Source organism: Gracilibacillus massiliensis, from assembly GCF_001458115.1.
Classification (GTDB): domain Bacteria; phylum Bacillota; class Bacilli; order Bacillales; family Amphibacillaceae; genus Gracilibacillus; species Gracilibacillus massiliensis.
Map to the genome: position 1 here is coordinate 819,943 of NZ_CZRP01000011.1, position 14,097 is coordinate 834,039.

General features: G+C 36.2%; 16 protein-coding genes. 11 read left to right on the forward strand and 5 right to left on the reverse strand.

What is annotated here, in order from left to right; translation table 11 throughout:
- Nucleotides 1-104: 104 nt before the first annotated feature.
- From pdhA to BN3107_RS07440, 5 genes are all read left to right on the forward strand, one after another.
- Complete coding sequence (pdhA, locus tag BN3107_RS07420) at nucleotides 105-1,187, forward strand: pyruvate dehydrogenase (acetyl-transferring) E1 component subunit alpha (protein ID WP_058306975.1); 1,083 nt, start codon at nucleotides 105-107, stop codon at nucleotides 1,185-1,187.
- A gap of 3 nt (nucleotides 1,188-1,190) precedes the next feature.
- Nucleotides 1,191-2,168, forward strand: a complete 978-nt coding sequence (locus tag BN3107_RS07425; RefSeq protein ID WP_058306976.1) for an alpha-ketoacid dehydrogenase subunit beta — start codon at nucleotides 1,191-1,193, stop codon at nucleotides 2,166-2,168.
- A 30-nt stretch (nucleotides 2,169-2,198) separates the two neighbouring features.
- Nucleotides 2,199-3,488: a dihydrolipoamide acetyltransferase family protein gene (locus BN3107_RS07430; protein ID WP_058306977.1), complete on the forward strand. Its 1,290-nt coding sequence runs from the start codon at nucleotides 2,199-2,201 to the stop codon at nucleotides 3,486-3,488.
- Nucleotides 3,489-3,492: 4 nt separating this feature from the next.
- Nucleotides 3,493-4,902 carry a dihydrolipoyl dehydrogenase gene (lpdA, locus tag BN3107_RS07435; protein ID WP_058306978.1) on the forward strand — a complete coding sequence of 470 codons (1,410 nt, stop codon included), beginning with the start codon at nucleotides 3,493-3,495 and terminating at the stop codon, nucleotides 4,900-4,902.
- A gap of 72 nt (nucleotides 4,903-4,974) precedes the next feature.
- On the forward strand, nucleotides 4,975-5,853 hold the full coding sequence (locus BN3107_RS07440; RefSeq protein WP_231735267.1) for a polysaccharide deacetylase family protein: 879 nt from the start codon (nucleotides 4,975-4,977) through the stop codon (nucleotides 5,851-5,853).
- A gap of 593 nt (nucleotides 5,854-6,446) precedes the next feature.
- On the opposite strand, the gene BN3107_RS07445 is transcribed toward BN3107_RS07440, so the two are convergent.
- Nucleotides 6,447-7,919, reverse strand: a complete 1,473-nt coding sequence (locus tag BN3107_RS07445; RefSeq protein ID WP_058306979.1) for an aminotransferase class I/II-fold pyridoxal phosphate-dependent enzyme — start codon at nucleotides 7,917-7,919, stop codon at nucleotides 6,447-6,449.
- A 146-nt stretch (nucleotides 7,920-8,065) separates the two neighbouring features.
- On the opposite strand from BN3107_RS07445, the gene BN3107_RS07450 reads away from it, so the two are divergent.
- Nucleotides 8,066-8,335 carry a UPF0223 family protein gene (locus tag BN3107_RS07450; protein WP_058307046.1) on the forward strand — a complete coding sequence of 90 codons (270 nt, stop codon included), beginning with the start codon at nucleotides 8,066-8,068 and terminating at the stop codon, nucleotides 8,333-8,335.
- A gap of 686 nt (nucleotides 8,336-9,021) precedes the next feature.
- On the opposite strand, the gene BN3107_RS07455 is transcribed toward BN3107_RS07450, so the two are convergent.
- Nucleotides 9,022-9,642, reverse strand: coding sequence for a YktB family protein (locus BN3107_RS07455; protein WP_058306980.1), 621 nt, complete (start codon nucleotides 9,640-9,642; stop codon nucleotides 9,022-9,024).
- 142 nt (nucleotides 9,643-9,784) lie between these two features.
- Here BN3107_RS07455 and BN3107_RS07460 point away from each other — a divergent pair, with 142 nt between their 5' ends.
- The gene (locus BN3107_RS07460) at nucleotides 9,785-10,588 is read left to right on the forward strand and encodes an inositol monophosphatase family protein (RefSeq protein ID WP_058306981.1); all 804 of its coding nucleotides are present in this window, start codon (nucleotides 9,785-9,787) and stop codon (nucleotides 10,586-10,588) included.
- Nucleotides 10,589-10,624: 36 nt separating this feature from the next.
- Here BN3107_RS07460 and BN3107_RS19995 read toward each other — a convergent pair whose 3' ends face one another.
- On the reverse strand, nucleotides 10,625-10,795 hold the full coding sequence (locus BN3107_RS19995; RefSeq protein WP_187371005.1) for a DUF5325 family protein: 171 nt from the start codon (nucleotides 10,793-10,795) through the stop codon (nucleotides 10,625-10,627).
- 127 nt (nucleotides 10,796-10,922) lie between these two features.
- Between BN3107_RS19995 and BN3107_RS07465 the strand changes: the two genes are divergently transcribed.
- From BN3107_RS07465 to BN3107_RS07475, 3 genes are all read left to right on the forward strand, one after another.
- Nucleotides 10,923-11,309, forward strand: coding sequence for a YlaH-like family protein (locus BN3107_RS07465; RefSeq protein ID WP_058306982.1), 387 nt, complete (start codon nucleotides 10,923-10,925; stop codon nucleotides 11,307-11,309).
- Between the two features lie 126 nt (nucleotides 11,310-11,435).
- On the forward strand, nucleotides 11,436-11,894 hold the full coding sequence (locus tag BN3107_RS07470) for an HTH domain-containing protein (protein WP_058306983.1): 459 nt from the start codon (nucleotides 11,436-11,438) through the stop codon (nucleotides 11,892-11,894).
- Nucleotides 11,837-12,793 (forward strand): IS3 family transposase, encoded by a 957-nt coding sequence (locus BN3107_RS07475; protein ID WP_058306088.1) that lies wholly within the window; start codon nucleotides 11,837-11,839, stop codon nucleotides 12,791-12,793. The genes BN3107_RS07470 and BN3107_RS07475 overlap by 58 nt, the downstream gene beginning before the upstream one ends.
- Here the strand turns inward: BN3107_RS07475 and BN3107_RS07480 are convergent.
- Together BN3107_RS07480 and BN3107_RS07485 are read right to left on the reverse strand one after the other, a co-directional pair.
- Nucleotides 12,765-13,157: a hypothetical protein gene (locus BN3107_RS07480; protein ID WP_058306087.1), complete on the reverse strand. Its 393-nt coding sequence runs from the start codon at nucleotides 13,155-13,157 to the stop codon at nucleotides 12,765-12,767. The genes BN3107_RS07475 and BN3107_RS07480 overlap by 29 nt on opposite strands.
- Nucleotides 13,158-13,355: 198 nt before the next feature.
- Nucleotides 13,356-13,562 carry a YlaI family protein gene (locus BN3107_RS07485; RefSeq protein ID WP_058306984.1) on the reverse strand — a complete coding sequence of 69 codons (207 nt, stop codon included), beginning with the start codon at nucleotides 13,560-13,562 and terminating at the stop codon, nucleotides 13,356-13,358.
- Between the two features lie 241 nt (nucleotides 13,563-13,803).
- Between BN3107_RS07485 and BN3107_RS07490 the strand changes: the two genes are divergently transcribed.
- Entirely contained in the window at nucleotides 13,804-14,064 is a 261-nt protein-coding gene (locus tag BN3107_RS07490; protein WP_058306985.1) for a hypothetical protein, read from the forward strand.
- The last annotated feature ends 33 nt before the right edge of the window (nucleotides 14,065-14,097 follow it).

A 14,097-nucleotide genomic window follows, 5' to 3' on the forward strand; every position in this document is an offset into this window, starting at 1 on the left:
GGTATAGCAATAATAATGACTTTGGTACAGATTTTTTAATCTTTTGGGAAAGCTAATTTTGATAAATTTAAATTAGGGATTGAGAAAGGAAGAGGTGAATTCTTTTGAAGCGTAGTTTAGAAAATATTGAAGAACAGTTTGAAACGTTTCAAATTCTGAATGAAGAAGGTAAGATTGTTAACGAAGATGCTATGCCTGAACTTTCAGATGAAGATTTAAAAGAAATAATGTATCGTATGGTGTACACGAGAATTCTGGACCAACGTTCGATTGCTTTAAATCGTCAAGGTCGTTTAGGGTTTTATGCACCAACGGCAGGACAAGAAGCTTCACAATTAGGTACACAGTTTGCTCTTGAAAAAGAAGACTTTATCTTACCGGGATATCGTGATGTTCCACAATTAATTTGGCATGGTCTTCCGTTATACCAAGCATTTTTATTTTCTCGTGGTCATTATCATGGAAATCAAATGCCTGAAGGTGTAAATGCTTTTAGTCCACAAATTATTATAGGTGCACAATATACACAAGCGGCCGGTGTTGCTTTAGGTATGAAAAAGCGTGACAAAAAAGCTGTAGCGATCACGTATACAGGTGATGGTGGTACGTCTCAAGGTGATTTCTATGAAGGTATTAACTTTGCAGGTGCATACCAAGCGCCAGCTATTTTTGTTGTACAAAACAACCAATTTGCTATCTCTGTTCCAGTTGAACAACAAACAGCTGCTAAAACATTAGCACAAAAAGCTGTTGCAGCTGGTATAGAAGGGATTCAGGTTGACGGTATGGACGTTTTAGCTGTTTACGCTGCTACTAAAGATGCAAGAGAACGTGCCGTTAATGGTGAAGGTCCGACTTTAATTGAAACTCTAACATATCGTTATGGTCCGCACACGATGGCAGGTGATGATCCAACTCGTTACCGTACAGAAGATATGGACAGTGAATGGGAGAAAAAAGACCCCATCGTACGTTTCCGTAAATTCTTAGAAGAAAAAGGATTATGGACAGAAGAAGAAGAAAACGAAGTAATTGAAAAAGCAAAAGAAGAAATAAAAGCTGCTATTAAGAAAACAGATGAGCAGCCAAAACAAAAGGTTACTGATTTAATTAGCAATATGTATGAAGAACTTCCAGCTCACTTGCAGGAACAAATGGAAGAATACAAAGCAAAGGAGTCGAAGTAAATCATGGCTCAAATGACAATGATCCAAGCAATAACTGATGCTTTAAGAGTTGAATTGAAAAATGATGAAAATGTTCTAGTATATGGAGAAGACGTCGGACAAAATGGTGGTGTCTTCCGTGCTACAGAAGGATTACAAGATGAATTCGGTGAAGACCGTGTATTTGATACACCATTAGCAGAATCAGGCATCGCTGGTATATCTATCGGACTTGCAACACAAGGGTTCCGTCCTGTACCTGAGATCCAATTCTTTGGTTTCGTCTATGAAGCAATGGACGCGATTAACGGTCAAATGGCTCGTCTACGTTATCGTTCTGGTAACACTGTTAGTATGCCAGTAACTATTCGCTCGCCATTTGGTGGAGGTGTACATACACCGGAACTACACGCTGATTCTCTAGAAGGACTAATTACGCAACAGCCAGGTATGAAAGTAGTAATTCCATCTGGTCCTTATGATGCTAAAGGATTACTTATTCAATCTATCCGTGACAATGATCCGGTTGTATTTTTAGAGCACATGAAACTTTATCGTTCTTTCCGTGAAGAAGTACCTGAAGATGATTACACGATTGAATTAGGTAAAGCAAATGTTGTTCGTGAAGGTAATGATGTAACATTGGTAGCGTATGGTGCAATGGTACATTCTGCACTAAAAGCGGCTGAAGACCTTGAAAAAGATGGCATTGATGCAGAAGTTATTGATTTACGTACTGTTATGCCTGTAGATTTTGATACAATTATCGAATCTGTGGAAAAAACCAATCGTATGGTTATGGTACAAGAAGCACAACGTCAAGCAGGAATTGCTTCATATGTGGTATCTAACGTACAAGAAAGAGCAATACTACACTTAGAAGCTCCTATCTTAACAGTAGCCGCTCCTGATACAGTATATGCATTTACACAAGCAGAAGAAGTATGGTTACCAAACTATAACGATATTATTGAAAAAGTAAATAAAGTTATTAATTTCTAAGTAACAAAATCGAGACGGGAGGTCATTTGAATGGCTTTTGAATTTAAATTGCCTGACATTGGTGAAGGTATCCATGAAGGTGAAATTGTAAAATGGTTTGTAAAAGCTGGTGAAGAGATTAAAGAAGACGATGTGCTTTGTGAAGTACAGAATGACAAAGCTGTAGTTGAAATCCCTTCTCCAGTAGATGGAACAGTAAAAGAAGTTCATTTTGATGAAGGTTCTGTAGCGACAGTTGGTGAAATCATCATTACGATCGATGCAGAAGGCTATGAAGATGAAGGTTCTTCTGATGATAAACAAGAATCAGAAACAAAAGAAGAACCGAAGGAAGAGAAAAAAGAAGAAGCTTCTGAAGAAAAAGCGGATAAACAAGAAAACCAAGAGCCGGCAGCAAAAGATCCGAACAACCGCGTAATTGCAATGCCTTCTGTTCGTAAATATGCACGTGACAATGATGTCAATATTACTGAGGTACAAGGTTCAGGTAAAAATAATCGTGTATTAAAAGAAGATATTGATGCGTACCTAAGTGGAGATCAAAAAGCAGAATCAACTGAATCTGCCGATCAACCTAGTGAAGAAAAGGCTACAGCTAATGCTGTTCCAGAAGGTGAATTCCCTGAAACTCGCGAAAAAATGAGTGGAATCCGTAAAGCAATTGCCAATGCGATGGTAAATTCCAAACATAAAGCACCACATGTTACCCTACACGACGAAGTAGATGTAACGGAATTAGTATCACATCGTAAGAAATTTAAACCAATTGCTGCCGAACAAGAAATTAAGCTTACTTACTTACCATATGTTGTAAAAGCATTAGTTTCAGCATTAAGTAAATATCCGATTTTAAATTCTTCTGTAGATGATGATACAGATGAAATTATTCAAAAGCATTATTATAATATTGGTATCGCAGCAGACACGGAAAAAGGATTGCTCGTACCTGTTGTGAAAAATGCAGATGCTAAATCTATCTTTGCTATTTCAAGTGAAATCAATGAGCTAGCTGGAAAAGCAAGAGATGGTAAACTTGCTCCAAATGAAATGAAGGGTGCATCTTGTACGATTACGAATATTGGATCTGCAGGTGGACAATGGTTTACACCAGTTATTAACTATCCAGAAGCAGCGATTTTAGGTATTGGACGTATTGCAGAGAAACCAGTAGTTCGTGATGGGGAAATTGTCGTAGCACCAGTATTAGCATTATCTTTAAGCTTTGACCACAGAATCGTCGATGGTGCAACTGCACAGTATGCATTAAATCAAATTAAACGATTATTAGAAGACCCACAATTAATTATGATGGAGGGGTAAACAAATGGTAGTAGGAGATTTTCCGATCGAATTAGATACACTAATAGTTGGCGCGGGACCAGGTGGCTATGTTGCAGCAATCCGTGCAGCGCAGACTGGTCAAAAAGTTACAGTAGTAGAAAAAGGTGACGTTGGTGGTGTATGTCTTAACGTTGGATGTATCCCATCTAAGGCCTTAATCCAAGCAGGACACCGTGTAGAACATGCACATGGTGATGAAGCTTTAGGAATTAAATCTGAGAATGTTTCCGTAGACTTTTCAAAAGTCCAAGAATGGAAAGGATCAGTTGTTAAGAAATTAACAGGCGGTGTAGAAGGTTTATTAAAAGGAAATAAAGTAGATCTTGTATCAGGTGAAGTTTATTTCGTAGACAAAAATACAGCAAAAGTGATGGATGATAAAAATTCACAAACATACACATTTAAAAACTGTATTATTGCAACAGGCTCAACTCCTATAGAGTTGCCATCTTTCAAATATTCTGATCGTGTATTAGATTCTACAGGCGCTCTTAGCTTACAAGAAATCCCTAAGAAGCTTGTCGTTATTGGTGGGGGTTATGTAGGTACTGAATTAGGTACTGCGTATGCTAACTTTGGTACTGAAGTTACCATTCTTGAGGGATTAAAAGATATTCTTGGTGGATTTGAAAAACAAATGAGTGCCTTAGTGAAGAAAAAGTTAAAAAGCAAAGGTGCAACAATCGTTACCGAAGCTATGGCTAAGGGCGTAGAGGAAACAAAAGACGGTGTAAAAGTAACATATGAAGCAAAAGGTAAAGAAGAAACGATTGATGCCGATTATGTATTGGTTACGGTTGGTCGTAAACCAAATACAGAAGAAATTGGCTTAGAGCAAGTAGGAATCGAAATGGATGACAAAGGTCTTATTAAGATTGATGAGCAATGTCGCACAAGTGTAGATAATATTTTTGCAATTGGTGATATTGTAGCTGGACCTCCATTAGCGCACAAAGCATCTTATGAAGGTAAAATTGCCGCTGAAGTTATTGCAGGTGAGAATTCGGTTATTGATTATAATGCAATTCCAGCTGTAGTATTCTCTGATCCAGAACTTGCTTCTGTAGGACTTACAGAAGAAGCTGCTAAAGAAGCAGGATATGATGCCGTAGCATCTAAATTCCCATTTGCAGCAAATGGTCGTGCATTATCCTTAAATGATAGTGATGGCTTTATTAAGCTTGTTACTCGCAAACAGGATGGTTTATTAATTGGTGGTCAAATTGCTGGACCTAATGCTAGTGATATGATCGCTGAAATAGGGCTTGCTATTGAAGCTGGTATGACAGCAGAAGACTTAGCACTTACAATCCATGCTCACCCTACTTTAGGTGAGATTACAATGGAAGCAGCAGAAGTTGCAATGGGTACGCCAATTCACATTGTAAAATAATGATAAAAAAGGAGTCTGCGTGTGCAGACTCCTTTTTTACAACAGTTAATACGCTTTTAGGAGGAATCTAGTTTGTTTAGAAAAAGTATCATAATGCTTCTCATAATATTCTTAGGTCTTTTCAGTGTTGCGTGTAGTAATAACGAGAGTGAAGAAGAATCAGGAGAAGAACAAATAACAGAAGAAGAGCCAACAGAACAGGAAACGAATACAACTGATGAATCGGAACCAGAAACGGATGAGGAAACCTCACCTGATGAAGATAGTGAAATGGAGGGTGAAACAGAGCAAACCTCTGGTGATGAAGAAATAAAAGAAGCAATGTATGAATTAAATGAGATATGGAATTTGGTTCCAATAGAAGAAGGTACCAATGAGAAGGTTGTTTTATTAACCATTGATGATGCACCTGATGGTCATGCTTTAGAAATGGCTCAAACCTTAGATCAACTTGACGCTCCTGCAATCTTTTTTGTGAATGGACATTTTCTTGAATCAGAAGAAAGTAAAGATGTGTTGCGTCAAATTCATGAAATGGGCTTTGCGATTGGTAACCATACATATAACCATCAACGTTTATCTGAAGTAGACGAAGAAACACAAAAGCAAGAAATTCTTGAGCTTAGTGAACTTATCGAAGAAACTATTGGTGAAAAGCCCAAATTCTTCAGAGCACCAAACGGGGTAAATACAGACTATGCTTCAGCTTTGGTAGAAGAAGAAGGTATGTTATTAATGAATTGGACCTATGGCTATGATTGGGAAGCGGACTATCGATCTAAAGATGCAATTGCAGATATTATGGTTAATACAGAACTTTTAACAGATGGAGCTAATCTATTGATGCATGATCGTGAATGGACAGCTGCGGCATTAGAGGACATTGTTAAAGGTTTACGTGAGAAAGGCTACGAAATGGCCGATCCAATGACATTAAAATTGCCTGAGTAAACAAAGGCTGTGACAAAAGAAATATAAAATAAGAAAAATCCAAACGAACTTAATCGTTTGGATTTTTATGCATAGTTGGAAGATACTGCGACATAGCTGAAGTGGTAATTATGAGGTTTTATATGTGCTTTGCAACCGCTGCGGCTTGCCCGCCTTCCTTTCCGCGGGTTTTTACCCTAAGCTAACTTTTTAAGCAAAGTTCGCTAAAAAAGTGGATCTTAGGGTAAAAACATCCCGCAGGAGTGAAAGTGGACGCCTTCGCTCTGAATGGATTCTACAACTGTTGTCACAGCTATCATGTTGATCTTTCTGTAAGTATTTCGTTTATATTACGCGATAGTAGTCTTTGTTTAAATATTTTAGAACATTAACTAGCGTAGGCGTTCGCTTCCACTCCTATGGGACTCGTTTTCCCTGAAAATCCACTTTTCCATGCGGTTTTTGCTTGGAAAAGTTAGCTGAAGGGAAAACCCCATGGAAAGGGAAGCGAACAAGCCGTAGCGGTTGTTACGCACAAATTTACTGTCAAAATGACTACATCATTTACTGCTTAGTATTGATATATTGCACAACAAATATTTTTGTCCCGGCTTCTATTTAAAAGCTACTCTCTCTTTCAGTACACGAACAGTTTTCAAGGATTCGTCTTCTAAGCCTTGAACAGGTAATCCAGATTTAATATTTTCAGAAATATAGGCTAAATTGTCTTCTGAAATAATTTCACCTGGTATGAAAATCGGAATACCTGGGGGGTACACCATTATAGATTCTGCACTAATTCTTCCAGCAGAGTCTTCTAAGAGAATGATTTCATAATCAGCATAAAAAGCATCACGAGGACTGACAGCAAGAATCGGTATTTCTGGAATTGAAACTTTAACGTCCTGTTGACTTGCTTTTGTTAGTAGTTCCATAGATAGCTCCAAAAGCGCTTTTAAAAGATAATTCGTGTCATCCTGATCATCAGCAGGGGTTAAAATACATAGAATATTATACATATCAGAAAGCTCTACTTCAATTTGAAATCTTTCCCTTAACCAAACTTCTGCATCGTGTCCAGTAATACCTAAATCCTTTACGGAAATAATAATTTTAGTCGGATCGTAATCATGTGTGGCTTCTGTACCTAACATTTCTTTACCTGCACAATATAAATTAGGGATTTTATTAATATCTTCCCTTAGTTTTTGGGCAAGTTTAAGAGTATCAGATAATAACTGTTCACCTTGCTCAACTAAATATTTTCTAGCTACATCTAATGAAGCTAACAAAATATAGGAAGTGGAGGTGGTTGTTAGCATTGACATGACGGTTTGTACACGTTCAGTCTTAACAAGACCTTCTTTGAGATTTAAAACCGAGCTTTGAGTCAAAGATCCTCCCAACTTGTGCACACTTGTTGCTGCCATATCAGCACCTGCTTGCATTGCAGATAAGGGTAATTCGTTATGAAAATGGATGTGAACACCATGTGCTTCGTCAACTAATACTGGTATTTGGAAAGTGTGTGCAATTTCAACGATTTGTTTCAAATCAGCAGCAATTCCGAAATAGGTAGGATTGATTACCAAAACCGCTTTAGCATCGGGATGTGCATGCAGTGCTTTTGATACAGCATTAGGCGTAATTCCATGGGAAATCCCTAGTTTGTGATCAAGTTCTGGATGAATAAAAATGGGAATAGCACCTGAAAATATAATAGCCGATGATACCGATTTATGAATATTTCTTGGAACGATAATTTTATCTCCTGGATTACAGACACTTAGTATCATTGTCATGATAGCGCCACTTGTTCCTTGCACTGAAAAATAGGTATGATCTGCTCCAAATGCGTTCGCTGCTAACTGTTGTGCTTCTTTGATCATACCTTTTGGATGATGTAGATCATCTAATGGTTCAATATTTATTAAATCAATAGCAAGTGCCTTATTTCCAATGAATTCTCTAAATAATGGATCCATGCCTTTTCCCGCTTTATGCCCGGGAATGTGAAAGGCTTTTGGTTTTTTTTCGATATGATGTAATAGGCCACTAAATAATGGGGTATCTGTCTGAGTATACATGCTTTTGGTAGTGCTCCTTTAATAAATTTAAGTATAAAGCAAGAGGTATTATAGCAAATCATGTGAAGAATAGCTAGTTATAATGATGTACTTATGTAAAACAACATGTTAAAATACGATCGAATCTAAATAAGAGGTGTTTTATGATGAATTACAGCTATCCAATTGATGAAGCGTGGTCTACAAAGGAAATTATAGATGTGGTCAATTATTATTCTTTAATTGAAAAAGCTTATGAAAAAGGAGTGCTGAAGCAAGATTTAATAGCTGCTTACAATCGTTACAAGGAGATTGTGCCATCAAAAAGTGAAGAAAAGCAATTAGATAAACAATTTGAAAAACAATCTGGCTATGTACCATTTCGAGTAATAAAAAAAGCAAAAGATCTCGAAAATGACAAGCTGGTGAAGATGTAAAAACGTTTAGTGTAAAACAGTTGTTAAAAAAGAGACTGAGATAAAAGAATTCTATAACTAAAAAAAAAAACAATCATTCGAAATCGTTTGGTTTTATATGAGTATTAGGAACATACTGCGCAATAACTGATGTGGTAATTTTGACAGTAAATATGAGCGTACCAACCGCTACGGCTTGCCCACTTCGCTTTCCGGAGGGCATGCTCTTCAGCTAACTTTGTAAAGAAGATCACTTTACAAAGTGGATCTTCAGATCACGCTAATCCACCAGGAGTCGAAGTGGACGTCTGCGCTAATTTGATATTTTACAACTCTAGCATGAAGTTGCATTGTGACATTACTTTCTTGTGAAAAATTCGTTGATTGGAGTAACAACTCAAAATGTTAGCTGGCACAATAGTTGTAGAAGCCTTATATTAGTGCAGGCCGCCCACTTTCACTCCTGTGGGAACGTTTTACCTGAAGATCCACTTTTTTTAGCGTTCTTTGCTTAAAAAAGTTAGCTGAAGGGAAAACCCCACGGAAAGGGAAGTGGGCAGCCGGAGCGGTTGTTAACCAGTTAAAAAAATTTCAAAATTACTATATCTTTTGTTGCGCAGTTTCATGATATTGCGCAATAATACATATTACATGGTTCGTGTTTAAATTTTCAATAAAATATTTATATCATAGTCTCCTTATACTATTTAAAGATTCATAGATGAGCGATAGATTGGTGCCAGTTGTTGGATGGTTTGTTTGATTGTTGTTACTAATTGGTCGCCATCTTTAATAATCGGATCATCTGCTGCAATTCTTCGACCAACTAAAAATTCACCCTTTTTTACTTTTTTAAATCTCTCTAATGACTCTTGTAAATCCGTTTCAGAAATTAATGACGCTTGATTTTTCATATGATCCAGTGAAATTTGAAAATCTTTAGGAATCGTTTGTTGAATATCTTCTAGCTCATTTAAAAATTTTTGAGCAATTTCACTTTTATGTGGTAACTCGTAAATAAAAGCTAACCAAATAAATAAATTATCTTCCCATAAACCTACCTGAAAATGAGGATGTTTCTTATAACCACGTTTGTTATGGCAATATGCAGACCAGGTATCTTTTGGAGGATTTACAGTTCGTCGAGCATGTTTAGCAATATGTAAATACATATCGTGACCTGTGACTTCATTTAAATTATCAGTAATTTCCTCATATATACTCCTGAATTTTGGTTGAATTCTCTCTTGTATTGCTTCCATCCTTTGATCGAGTCCATCAATATGGAAGGTTTCAAAGTCTTTCTTACTAAAACCATTGAATGTCATAAATTTCACCTTTCTATCTGTTTATTATCATTATAATTTTATAATAATTATTATCTAATTGCAAAAGAAACACCCGATATTTTTCAATTAGTCTTTTCTTTGCTAAAATAGAAGATACTCTAAGGAGAATGGAGGAAGGTTGATGAATAAAACAATCCGACAAAATATATATAATGATGCAGAAAAATGGATTTATCAAGCCGGAAAATTAATACGTGAACAAATTCATGATAATTATCAAATTGATACAAAATCAAATGCAAATGATTTAGTAACCGAAGTAGACCGATCAACGGAACAGTTTTTTGCAGAGAAAATACGAGAAACATATCCATCCCACCATATAGTGGGTGAAGAGGGGTATGGAGATAAAGTTGACTCTTTGGATGGTACGATATGGATTATCGATCCGATTGATGGAACAATGAATTTTGTGCACCAAAAGCGAAATTTTGCAATCTCCATTGGCATCTACCATGATGGTATTGGTGAAATTGGTTTTATCTATAATGTGATGGATGATGTCTTATATACTGGAATCAAGGGAGAAGGAGCCTTTCGAAATGGACAAAGATTAGCTCAACTGACTGAACAGGTAAATTTAGAAACAAGCATCATCGCATTGAATAGCTCTTTAGCGTGTGAGAGTAAACGCATTAATGAGAAAAAAGTGCAACAATTGATTAAGGATTGTCGAGGGACAAGATCATATGGTTCGGCAGCTTTAGAATTTGCATATGTAGCAGAAGGAATTGTGGACGCTTATTTGACAATGAGATTAGCACCATGGGACTTTGCGGCGGGGCTTATTTTAGTCAATGAGGTTGGAGGAGTTACTGTCCAGGCAAATGGTCAACCTGTTAATTTATTAGAAAAGAATACGATATTAACAACAAATAAACAAATACAACATCAGCTTTTAGATACGTATATTGATTTAAAGTGAATTGAAAAAAACTAGCAGTCAAAGGATTGCTAGTTTTTAATTGTACTCTTTTTTCTTTAGCGAGATTCCGAAACCCATTAATGCAAAACCGATTAAAAAGGCTATAAGTATAAACCAGATACTACGTAGAGCAATACCAACTCCTGCTGCAGAAAATGCCAAAATCACACAAATTGCTAATATAAACTTCGAGAATTGAAACTTCATTGTGTCACCTCAAATATTTAGAACTATTTTTAGCATATCATAAAATAATTTACTTTTATAGAAATTGTATTTATAAGTGGATTAAAGTATAATAGATTTGTTTGAATGTAGAATTTGGAGGTTTCACATGCTAAGAGAAACAGTTATTCAAGTACCTGACAATCTTTGGCCAGTGGCTGATTTTTTTATGAAAGATCTAGGTGGAGAGGTAAACGTTGCAGATGAAGGCGAGATGGCACTATTAATAAGAGGATTCATGCTACTTTATTTGACTGTCGTCTTGTTTGCTATTTTGGCTTATAAGTTTGGTTTTGCAAAAAAGCTATCTCCTTTAAAATCTTTGATTATTTATATTTTGTTATTCATTGGTGTATTCTTTTTAACACTTATTTTTGGATTAAATCTTCCACTTGCAGAAAGTTTATTTATTATTGCAGTGGTAATGGGTATATACCGTTTACGCCTTTCGCAAGAACGTAAACAGAATAAACAAAAAGAAAAGGCTGAGCGATAAATAAAATGGACCCTGTAGAATAGACAGTTTAAAAAAAGAGGCATGTCCTTGAATTTTTACTGACTCTGTTTTGCAGGGTCTTTTTTTTGTTATAGTTAACTTATTCTAATAGGTGAGGTTGAAAAAATGGGGAGAAACAAATTTTCAGAAGAACAACAAATACAGCTACGGTCCAATCCTTTCATCGAGAAAGTAAGTGAAACAACTATTTCTTACACAAAAGAATTTAAAGAACGTTTTCATCACGAATACCAAACTGGAAAAGGACCATCAGCTATACTAAGTGATATGGGAATTGATCCGACTCTTTTAGGTGAAAAGAGAAGAAGCAGTCTGGTTCAAAGAATTAAGGAGTATGCATCGAGAATAGACGGTTATCAAGACCTGAGAGGGAAAAATTCTGGTCGTCCTTCCACTAAGGAATTAACGGATGTCGACCGAATAAAGCGATTGGAACATCAAATCAGATACTTAAAACAAGAGAATGAATTTCTAAAAAAAACAGAATTTCTAGACAGGCAGGCAGAGTGGCAGGAAAACCAGAAGCAACGCCAGAAGAAAAATTCAGACACATCGAAGAAATAACATTAAGAGATAATAATGAGCTTAATATCTATTGGCTTTGTGATATGGCAGGTGTGTCAAGAAGTGGTTATTACAACTGGTTGAAGTCCGCAGAGAAACGCATAAAGAAAGATGAGCAGGATAAAAAAGATTTTGAACTAATATTGGAAGCATATCGTTTTCGCGGATATGACAAAGGCAGACGAGGCATATATATGCGCCTTCTGCATATGGGCATAAGGATGAACCAAAAGAAAATCAGTCGCCTCATGAAAAAGTTTAGTTTATTTTGTCCAATCAGAAAGGCAAATCCATACAGAAGAATGGCTAAAGCGTTGAGGACAGATACCATATCAGAAAATATAGTAAATAGAGAATTTGAACAACATGGTGCAGGAAAAATACTACTTACAGATATAACTTATCTTTATTACAATAATGGCTGTAAAGCTTATCTCTCTGTCATAAAGGATGGTTACACGAAACAGGTACTGGCATACGTTTCAAGTGAATCACTTGAAGTCGATTTTGTATTGGAAACAATTAAAATCCTACTAAAAACGCATGGTAATAACTTAGAGACGGATGCCATCATCCATTCTGACCAAGGCTGTCACTATACAAGCGTCTCTTTCCGACAACTGTTAAAAGATAAGGAACTTAGGCAATCCATGTCCCGACGTGGTAACTGTTGGGACAACGCACCGCAGGAGTCATTTTTCGGGCATATGAAGGATGAACTCAATTTGAAAAACTGCCATTGTTTTGAGGAGCTTTGCCAAGAGGTTGATAACTACATGGATTATTATAATAATGACCGTTATCAATGGAAACTAGCAAAACTCTCCCCTAATCAATATGCAGCGTATTTAAAAACAGGTGAATACCCACTTAGAATATACCAGCGTCATCATCAATAGTAACATTCGAGCTATAATGGATTTCCGATAATTCCTTCTTCAAACGTTGCTCATAGCGATCCAACAGTTTCGCCAACCACTCATCTTTGATTTGTGACTGCGGAATACATTCGGGATTCATAATATCCTGAAAATACACAGCATAGGATAAATCGTCAAAGTCATACTTTAGAATCCACTTTAGTACATAGAAAAGATACGTGATGTCCGTAACAAAAGCAACAGGTTCCAACATCTGTTCATAAAACCATTGCCATTGTGAATCATCCAATTGGTTACAATACCTATGAATGTAATTCGGCCTATCTTCCCCCAGCATAAATACTTGAAAGCTATCAAATGACTTTATAAAATTTCTATTCATATATACATCTAAGACACGGATAAAATTTAAGAACCAGTAACTTTCTATGGCAGAAGAGGTACTGGTTCTTATGTCGTATCTTCTCCTTAACAGAAGAATACGATATTAATCATCTAAATTTAAGGCCTTTTTTTAAAAGTGTCCTTGACATAGGGACCACTTTAAAATTGCCCAGCCTTTTCTTTTTGTTTATTAAAATTAAGATAAATATTGATCTTGCACTTCTTTTTTTCTATACAACTTAAAATTACCTGTTCTATGTCTTGCCATTGTATTTTTTTCGATGCGTTCGTCACATTCGGGACACATGTACGTGTGAATAAGACGATTTCGTAACTTTTTAGCTTTTGGGCAATCATTGTCTATTTTTTTAATAGAATCACATATTACACATTTCACTCTCATACTTTCACCTCAAGTTATTCGTCAGTCTTTTTGTTATTGTAACATAAAACGTCATAAAACCATAAAGTGATTCTGCAATTATCGGGAGTTATTCCTCACCTATCTCCTTTACTAACGATAGAATTTTTCGTTTAGAGTATTAAGGGCGCTTGCATCGTGATAAAATTCAAAAATAATGTTTTATTTTAGGTGCTGGGGGTAAAACTATACTAGATAGAAATACAGAAAGGATGGTTTAGATATGCGCAAGAGGAATGTAATAAGTATGGTTGGTGGAGCTGCAGGTGTGGCTACTTTATCTTATTTATTAATGGATAAAAACCGAAGAGATATGATTAAGACTAAATGGAGTGACTTAAGAAGTTCATTCATAAATGAGAATACAGACTTACCAATTGAGGAAGCAGGGGACCCTGGAAAAGATAATTTAGAAAATGCCGACATGGTTGCCGAAGGGTCTCAATTTGGTGTCGATTATTATAATAAAGTGAAAGAATCATAAAAAAAGAAGCCGACCATACACGGCTTCTTTCTT

Bases quoted from the DNA above. Each gene is read 5' to 3' on its own strand.
- BN3107_RS07490 (WP_058306985.1), top strand. From the start codon at position 13,804: ATGCGCAAGAGGAATGTAATAAGTATGGTTGGTGGAGCTGCAGGTGTG.
- BN3107_RS07485 (WP_058306984.1), bottom strand. From the start codon at position 13,562: ATGAGAGTGAAATGTGTAATATGTGATTCTATTAAAAAAATAGACAAT.
- BN3107_RS07465 (WP_058306982.1), top strand. From the start codon at position 10,923: ATGCTAAGAGAAACAGTTATTCAAGTACCTGACAATCTTTGGCCAGTG.
- BN3107_RS07460 (WP_058306981.1), top strand. From the start codon at position 9,785: ATGAATAAAACAATCCGACAAAATATATATAATGATGCAGAAAAATGG.
- BN3107_RS07425 (WP_058306976.1), top strand. From the start codon at position 1,191: ATGGCTCAAATGACAATGATCCAAGCAATAACTGATGCTTTAAGAGTT.
- BN3107_RS07450 (WP_058307046.1), top strand. From the start codon at position 8,066: ATGAATTACAGCTATCCAATTGATGAAGCGTGGTCTACAAAGGAAATT.
- BN3107_RS07455 (WP_058306980.1), bottom strand. From the start codon at position 9,642: ATGACATTCAATGGTTTTAGTAAGAAAGACTTTGAAACCTTCCATATT.
- BN3107_RS07470 (WP_058306983.1), top strand. From the start codon at position 11,436: ATGGGGAGAAACAAATTTTCAGAAGAACAACAAATACAGCTACGGTCC.
- lpdA (WP_058306978.1), top strand. From the start codon at position 3,493: ATGGTAGTAGGAGATTTTCCGATCGAATTAGATACACTAATAGTTGGC.
- BN3107_RS07480 (WP_058306087.1), bottom strand. From the start codon at position 13,157: ATGAATAGAAATTTTATAAAGTCATTTGATAGCTTTCAAGTATTTATG.
- BN3107_RS19995 (WP_187371005.1), bottom strand. From the start codon at position 10,795: ATGAAGTTTCAATTCTCGAAGTTTATATTAGCAATTTGTGTGATTTTG.
- BN3107_RS07445 (WP_058306979.1), bottom strand. From the start codon at position 7,919: ATGTATACTCAGACAGATACCCCATTATTTAGTGGCCTATTACATCAT.
- BN3107_RS07430 (WP_058306977.1), top strand. From the start codon at position 2,199: ATGGCTTTTGAATTTAAATTGCCTGACATTGGTGAAGGTATCCATGAA.